Raw genomic sequence first — 7,960 nt, forward strand, 5'->3', positions numbered from 1 at the left:
GTTTCAATGGAATCAGCAATCACTTCCCGCGACACTAGGGAATATTTCATCCCTTCAGTTCCCATCGAAATCCCATCGCTAATGGTAATCGTGCCAAACACTTGTGGCATCGCCCCAGCACTTTTAACGGCAACTTCTGCTATGAGCGCTAGTTGATTTATCCCCATATTGCAGGGGGTGATAGTGCTATAGCCATTGGCAATACCGACAATAGCTTTATTGAAATCTTCATCTGTAAAACCAACAGCACGCAGCATTGCTCGATTAGGCGATCGCTGCACTCCTTGCGTCACAACTTGGCTTCTCAAATTCTCCGACATAGTTACATCTTCCTATGACTTCCATGTATGAGTATCATAGGTAGCAATTTTTCCGATGTCCAATATATATTTATGAATATTTGAGACTTATAAAATATCAAAACTATGGAACTGCGACACCTGCCCTACTTCATTACTTTTGCGTCTACGTTCAAAAAATTAACTTTGACAAAGAGTTTTAGCCTTAACACAAGCGTATTGGGACATGCTCACGATCACAGCCATTCTCTTTTGGTTATAGTTTGCAAACAGTCCGATCCAAAAATGCTAACAATTGCTCACATTATAAATTATCTCTTATTATTCTTAATTACTAAAAATTTGATACTACTTTGTAAATTGTCTTTTAAGCTCTTTAAGCTTTTTGAGGACATATGCAGGCAGCAATCCAAACATCAAAGAAATAGGTTGATGCGAATATACTTTTATAGTATAGTGTGGGCGTTTATCCATCTTCCAATTCACAACCTCACAAAATCGCATTGCTCCCGATCACACGTCGTACCGCACTGTTCACAGTCAAACACAGGTTCTGACAGCAATAAAGATTCTTTCTTAATTCCACAATTCGAGCAAGTTTTACTACTGTGATAGAACCTATCCACAATGAATAACTTACTGCCGTAGAGTTGAGTTTTGTACTCTAGTTGTCTGCGAAACTCATATTTTATCTTCTGGTTGTCAACGTGAATTGAAACATCTAGCGTGAAACTATCGTTGCGTCCTTTCTTTTTGAACCTTGGGAATCCCTTAGTTTTTTTAAAGAAACTTAAGTAATTGTTAGCTTTTTAGATGCTGTTGATTATCCCTTGTTATTTTTGCTGCTTTGCATTAGCTTGACAACATTTTATAAGGGGTTGTTTAGCTAAATTCTCTAAATCTACAGATTTAAGCAAATTCATCCACTCCACCGCTAGAGTTGGATCTTCAGGTTTGGCAAGACGCAATTCAGCCAGAGTAGTCAAGGCATCGTACCAAATACCATTCTTAGCATAGAGGTTTACCCGTTGCTGAGGAGTTGCTTGCTTGGGACTATCTACTAATTTAGGATTTAGATTAACCCGTTGCACCCATCCTTCCACATACTCCCGTTCTGGAGGTTGTTGTGGATTGCAAATGATTTTCATCTTAAAAAACCAGTGATACATCTTGTCTACTTGCAAAGGGGGAGTAGTTGCGCTCAAGCGAATGCTAATAATTCCTGGTACTTCTGGTATTGTTACTGTTGTTCGGTAAAGAGTTTGACTTAGTTTACTTGACTCATCTTTGAGAACAAACTCAATGGAATTAATTGTAGATTTTGGATAGGGGACAAAAAACCAAAAAGTTGGATATTCCTCAGTCGTCAAGCCCCAAACTTTAGTAACAGAAACTGCTTCTGTTTGTCCTTGCTTGAGTGTCTCTTTGTATACAGGTACAAGGGCAATGACAGACTGATTACTAACACCACAACCACGACTCGCAGCTCCTCCGCGATCGCCTGCTGCACCCCTGTCTGGAGGAGGTGGAGGAGGCGAAAAAGCACGACTTGCAGCTCCTCCACGACCGCTTGGTGCACCCCTATCTGAAGCAGGTGGAGGAGGCGAAAATGTAATAGGAATGGCAGCAGATGGTGTCATCCAAATCATTGGATAATAGCCAATAATTATTAATAAAGCCATCCCGAATACAGCGATAAATTGTATTTTTTGCCAATAGTTTTTCATAAAAAATTAGGAGTTAAAAAATTTGATATTCTAGATTTTGGATTTTGCAAAATTTCTACACGAATACTTTTCAAAATTTATCTGTGGCTTTCATCTTTCAAATTGGCGTTATTATTAATTTGAAACTTTATGTTTAAGTAAGTTATAGCTATTAAACTATTACCTCCTAAAGCCAACATAGCAGGAATGAGGGGAACCCAACAACTATATGCAATTAAAAATATAAAACAGCTACCGTATAAACTTGTAATAGCTATACCTCCTGCCAAGCTTAAGTAAGTGAATCGGTGCAGATAAGCAGTAAGCAAACCGCCTAAAAAAGACCAGCCCCAAATCCAAATTACTTCACCCCAAAGTGGCCAAGTCCACAACAGAGGTTGTCCGTCCAAAGCAGCACTGAGCAGTTGACTGACCATCTGGGCTTGTAAAAATACTCCTGGTATTGCCTGTAATTTTCCTTGAGGAGTGGTGTAGGGAGTTAACCAGTAATCATGAAAAGTTTCTGCTGTTGTGCCAATAATAACTATCTTGCCTTTGACTGCATTGGCATTTAGTTTACCCGTTAGCACTTGTCCCAAGGTAATACGTGGTGCGATCGCTTCTGGGGAACCAGGGGAACGATAATTTAACAAAATTTGGTGTCCTGAAGCGTCAATCCCTTGATAACCTCCGGTATGAGTTTCTATTGGTTTAAATCTCAGCTTCCCTAATTGCCACGCGTCATCAGGGGAAAATTGCAACTGAATTCCCTTCGCATACAGGTAACGCAATGCAAGTCGAACACTCAGGGCATAGCGGGTAGTACAACGAGATGAGGGTGAGGGAGTTAACGATAACAGATGGCGACGCACGACATTATCTGAATCTATGGCAATATCGCTAAAACCTAGACCCTCTGGAGAAACTTCTGGTGGTGGTTTCACACCTGGTGTTCCTGCTTGAGAATCGTTGAGTTGACACACCGCCACAAAGCGATCGCTTTTTCGCATTCGTTCTGCCAATGCTGGATAATCCTTACCCACTGGATAATCTCGGTATATATCCAAACCAATAACTTGTGGTTGATATGTCTCTAATTTTTCTAACAGTTGGGCAAGTGATTTGTCTGACAAGGAACCCTGAGGTTTTTCCTGTTTTTGCGCCTGTACATCTTCTTCAGTCACAGTGACAATCAGTAGGCGTGAGTCTAGTTTCTGAGGAGGACGCAAGCGTAACAGTTGGTCAAACGCACTTAGCTCTACTGGTTGCAGCACACCCAAATACCTTACCCCCGTTAATATTCCAGTCATTGCCATGCTGATCAGTAGGAGGAATGAAAAGCCAAGCCGATTTGTGATTTTTTTAACTGGGGTAGTTTTAGACAAAGATGTCGGAATATTATGTGCATTTCTACACAATTCCCCCCAATTCAACGGCATCTCAGCAGGATTTTGACAGATGACAGGCAACCATGTCGCGCAGGGAAATTGGTTTTCTAGCCCCTGTAACCTTTCTCGTGCCTCCCTCACAGCTAAATACAACGAGTTTCCCCGCGCGAAGGCTGACAAAAAATACTTTAAAAACTGCTGCGCCACCCGATCAGGTACGGGCTCTCGCATCACGATGATTTCGGGAATATGCAAATCTGCAAACTCCCGTGCCAATCCCAAGCCATCACAGGAATTGAAAATCGCCAGTTGTAGACCTCGTTCCACTGCCTTTTTCAGGGCATACTTTAACTGGCTAATTGTTAGACTTTCAGTTTGATTAATGTAGATTTTTCCTATTTCATTCGTTTCCTGAGTAGAACTGTGTCCGGCGAAAAATAGAATCTGCCAATGCTGCTCCCATAACTGGTCAGTAAGGTCTTGGCATTGTGGTTCAACTAAAAAAGTTATGTCTGCATTGGGTAACAAATTAAGCAGCGCCTGGTCTGCTTTAGTATTAATTCCTTGACTGTTACCCAAAATCGCTAAGATTTTTACTTTGTCGGATGTGGTTGTAATTCGGTTGACTTGTTCGTAGGCGGGAGCGCTCAAAGCTATTTCTGCATGGGGATAGCGTTCCAGCAAATCCCAAAGATGCCAGGGGAGTTTCTGTAATTGGAGGTCTTTAGTTTGTAGAAGCACACGGATATTATCCGCAAACATAAGTTTTTCCAACCATTTCTCGCGGATAGGACGAAAGGAATCGGAAGCAAGCCAAGTATTAAAACATACTTTAAATTCCTCAGTCACCTGCTGGCAGTCTTCTAGGGTGGGGGCTTGATTATGTTCCTTAGGTAAACCAATAGGACGAGATGGCAACCTTAAATTACGATAAATAGATTGCCAACGGTAATAATCGCGGCTAATTTCTGGGTTGGGGGGAAGCGCACCCGTGATTTCCACGCTAGGGCGGGCATTCTCATCGCCAATCTGTAGGGTCACGGGAAACCCTTGTTCAAAGTTCCCCTCCCCTAACTTTAAGATGACTAATTTGCCCACAGATATGGTTACTGTTCTTACCCGAATAATATTTTTCTTGTTCATCATGATCTCCAGGTCGATCTCTGACTTGTTCATGGCTATCTACTATTAATTCATATTCCGTCACACAATGAGAGGATTTTGGATTTTGCGGAAAGTCTGAGCGGAGGTTTCCGACGTTCGCGGACTCTTCTCTACGAGAGGCTGCGCCAACGACTGTGCGTAGCGTCACTTTTCAAGACAGGTATCAGAACTTTCCAAGACAAATTAAAAAATTGACCCCAACAATTAAGTCAGGGGCAAGTCATTTAATTTATATTTTGGGTTAAAGAATTATTCTCGCGTTTAAAGTAGGACTTACGCAAAAAACCTCTCAAACTCTTATTCCCACCGAAGTTCAGATCGGCGGAAGCCGCCGCTCCGACTTCTCTTTGTGTCGCGCCAGTTGCTTCTCCCTTGGCGCTAGCCTCTCCCTTTGGGAGAAGGGGAGACGCTGCGCGTAGCTTGCTTCTCCGTAGGAGTACAAGTCTCTTAACCCGCCCAACGCACTGGCTTCTCTGCGTCCTCTGTGGTAGCCTGCGGCAAGCCGCTTTGCGTCTACGATTTTCCGTTAGCTGTGCGTAAGTCCTGTAAAGAAAGGAGGCAATTCTAGCAGGCCAAGGCGAACAGACCTATCTTACAAAGTTCAGATGCCTGCTGTGGGCATTGAAAAGTTTTGATGTCCGACGTAGATGCTGTGCAGTTTGTCGTTAGATATCACCCACTTTAACTTTTTGCTGTTTGGCAGCAACCAACTTTTTTTGCAAGGCAAAAGCTACACTTACAGCAAGTAAAACTCCACCAACCCCTTGAGGTTCGGGAACAGACTTCGGACTACTAAATCCATACTTTGCCAGTATTTGTTGCCCAGTTGGTGAAAGGATATAATCAGCTAGTTGTGAACCTCCAGGATTCGCACCCTTGAGTACTGTCAAACCATAGTCAGCTTGGACTTTTAAGCTATCTGGCAATTCCACTATTTGTAGACTTGGTGAAATTTGTTGGGCAGATAAAGCACTGGTGTAATACACCAAATAGATATCTGCTTTGTTGATATCTTGCAGATAGTAGACTATGCTGCCCCCGGACTATTTCTATTAGGTGGTAAAGTCCCTGATAATATTACGGCTTTAGCATTTAATTGGGTAAAGCCGCCTGGCCGAATTGCTTCAGCTTTGCGAAATACTTCGACACCGTAATCTCCCAAGGGATCGCTTACAGGTCGGGAAATGCCCAATTTAATGTTGAGATTGAGAAACTTATCAAGCAGATTCTCCGTTGTGAATGAAACCTCTGGTATGGCGATCGCGTAGATAGGATTGCTGGCAAACGTCTCAACTTCCCCACTTAAGTTGTTTTGATTGAGTGCAAGGGCATTACCTAAATCCGCACTGGCAAAGACATCTGCTTTTTCCCCTGCCAACAACCTATCTTTCAATGAACCAGAAGAAGCAAATTCTGTTCTGACAGAAATCCCAAATTCCTGGGTAAAAGCACTAGCAACTTCCGAAAGCGGACCCCTCAAGCTGCCAGCAGCATATAAAGTCACCTCAGGAGGTGCAGCCATTGTGGCTGCTAAAGTCTGTTTTATAAAGGTAATATTGACAACGAATATAGTCAGTGAAGCGGCAAGCAAATATTTTTTTCATGGTTTTTATACAATTATAGTAGTATTAATACTGTGTATTTATTGGAAAATAATGCTGAAACAGTCATTTATCTGAGCGTTTAAACTATATGAGTTATTCATCCTCATTTTTTTCGTATATTTTAATACGCATTTATACTGTTGATTGAAGCTATCATACCAACTTGGTTGGGGAAAAATCAATTAAACTACGTAATTAAACGCTGACTTTATCAAAATTTTAAGTAAAAAGTCTTTTTATATTGATGAGATTACGCACATGGTAAGACTTCAGGAGTAACTACGACTGTGGTGCTTTTGCGATCGCCTTCCCATTCTCGATGATGAACCTGAAGCATAGGTGTGGGATAGTTTGTGACTACATCAGCACTTGCACTTGGTAAGCCAGTATCTTCGGCAGTTGCAACTCGGTAATCTACTTTGAGTTGGGCAGATTGGCTTAATTGCCTCGCTGGTTCGAGCATTACTGCTGATCTCTCTAGCCCAATCACATGAGAACCTTTAGCTGCAAGGACTTACACAAAATCATCAAAAAACGTAGACACAAAGCAGTGAAGCAGCGCTTTGTGTCTACGAGACGCTACGCGAAGGGGGTTTCCCCATGAGCGACTGCTGTTAGCGTCCCTTACGCGTCTCGTAGAGAAAAACGAGCGTCACCCGGAGGGCTGACGGGGCGAAAAGTCTATTGCGGCGGTTCCCGCCGTTGGCGCAGCCCGCCGCAGGCATCTATTAGCGCAGCCTCTTCTCTACGAGAGGCTGCGCCAACGACTGTGCGTAGCGTCACTTTTCAAGACAGGTTACTGTATTCGGGTAGCGTCTCGTAGAGAAGAACGCATAGACACGGAGTGGCTTCCCGCAGGGTAGGACACAAAAGAATAAGACTTTCAGAGGGTTATTGCGTAAGTCCTGAGGTAGTATGAATGCATTATGCCCTGTGCCTTCTTTCACTATGAAAGAAAGCAAATGTGGAGGCATAATAGCTTATGAATCTTGTCCCTCGACAATTTCTTTTTGGATAAAACTAATTTGTGCAGCTAATTCTTGCCGAGTAGAAGCCTTGAGTAGATATCGGAAAACAAACCAAGTTAAGTAACCAATTCCAGTCAACTCAAAAGCTCGATTTACCTGTGGAATTTCGTCTATTACATCTAATACAGCTATAACTATCTTAACTGCAACAGTCGCTGCAATAATTGTAGCAAAACAAATAATTGGCAGCTGGTATTCGGTGGAAAATCTACCTAAGTAATTAGGGAATTCCTCCAAAAATGCAGAGAATTTACCGCCGATTTGCTGCAATTGAGGTAATGGTTGATTAGCAAGTATTAGCAATGCTTGAGTTTCAAATTTTGAACTTTCAAGTGCTGCTATAGGTTCGGTTGATGTAATATCAAAAGATTTTGATTGTTGTACTTCGCTCTCCTGAGGTAATGGTTCATTAGCAGGTAGTGCCAATGGCTGAGTTTCAAATTTTGAACTTTCAAGTGCTGCTATAGGTTCGGTTGATGTAATATCAAAAGATTTCGGTTGTTGTACTTCGCTCTCGATAAATTTCCTATTTTCTTCAGGGATAACAGTTGTCGTTTGCTCACCACGGATATCAACTTGAGCCAATTTCATCAGTGGCGAATAGATGGCATTGTACATATCGCGTGCCATATTCACAGCACCTTCAAAGCCCATATATGGACCATTGTGGTAGCCATGACCATTCACATAAGGCAAGTGAAGTTTCTTCACCAAAGCACCCACCCGTGGTCCAGTCAACACCAAATCTGGCTTGACCATCTCTAGCACCTC

Annotated in this window: 7 protein-coding genes and 1 pseudogene; all 8 read right to left on the minus strand. The window is 42.4% G+C overall.

What is annotated here, in order from left to right; genetic code table 11:
- Positions 1 to 320 (minus strand): dihydroxy-acid dehydratase domain-containing protein (locus tag V7K85_RS32840; protein ID WP_334820346.1); only part of this gene is annotated, 320 nt, incomplete at its 3' end.
- Positions 321 to 781: 461 nt separating this feature from the next.
- Positions 782 to 1,012, minus strand: coding sequence for a transposase (locus V7K85_RS32845; protein ID WP_334820354.1), 231 nt, complete (start codon positions 1,010 to 1,012; stop codon positions 782 to 784).
- A gap of 120 nt (positions 1,013 to 1,132) precedes the next feature.
- Positions 1,133 to 2,026, minus strand: a complete 894-nt coding sequence (locus tag V7K85_RS32850) for a DUF928 domain-containing protein (protein WP_334820348.1) — start codon at positions 2,024 to 2,026, stop codon at positions 1,133 to 1,135.
- Between the two features lie 77 nt (positions 2,027 to 2,103).
- Positions 2,104 to 4,491, minus strand: a complete 2,388-nt coding sequence (locus V7K85_RS32855) for a CHASE2 domain-containing protein (RefSeq protein ID WP_334820356.1) — start codon at positions 4,489 to 4,491, stop codon at positions 2,104 to 2,106.
- Positions 4,492 to 5,222: 731 nt separating this feature from the next.
- Positions 5,223 to 5,543, minus strand: a complete 321-nt coding sequence (locus V7K85_RS32860; protein ID WP_442940641.1) for a substrate-binding domain-containing protein — start codon at positions 5,541 to 5,543, stop codon at positions 5,223 to 5,225.
- Between the two features lie 41 nt (positions 5,544 to 5,584).
- Positions 5,585 to 6,148, minus strand: a complete 564-nt coding sequence (locus V7K85_RS32865) for a substrate-binding domain-containing protein (RefSeq protein ID WP_334820350.1) — start codon at positions 6,146 to 6,148, stop codon at positions 5,585 to 5,587.
- A gap of 263 nt (positions 6,149 to 6,411) precedes the next feature.
- Positions 6,412 to 6,660 (minus strand): annotated as a pseudogene (locus tag V7K85_RS32870) (class I SAM-dependent methyltransferase); the annotation flags it as partial.
- Between the two features lie 481 nt (positions 6,661 to 7,141).
- Positions 7,142 to 7,960: CAAD domain-containing protein (locus V7K85_RS32875; protein WP_334820352.1), on the minus strand; the 819-nt coding region annotated here is incomplete at its 5' end.

This window comes from Nostoc sp. (assembly GCF_036917615.1).
Taxonomy (GTDB): Bacteria; Cyanobacteriota; Cyanobacteriia; order Cyanobacteriales; family Nostocaceae; genus Nostoc.

Excerpts from the sequence above, each read along its gene's own strand:
- V7K85_RS32850 (WP_334820348.1), bottom strand. The coding sequence starts at position 2,026 with ATGAAAAACTATTGGCAAAAAATACAATTTATCGCTGTATTCGGGATG.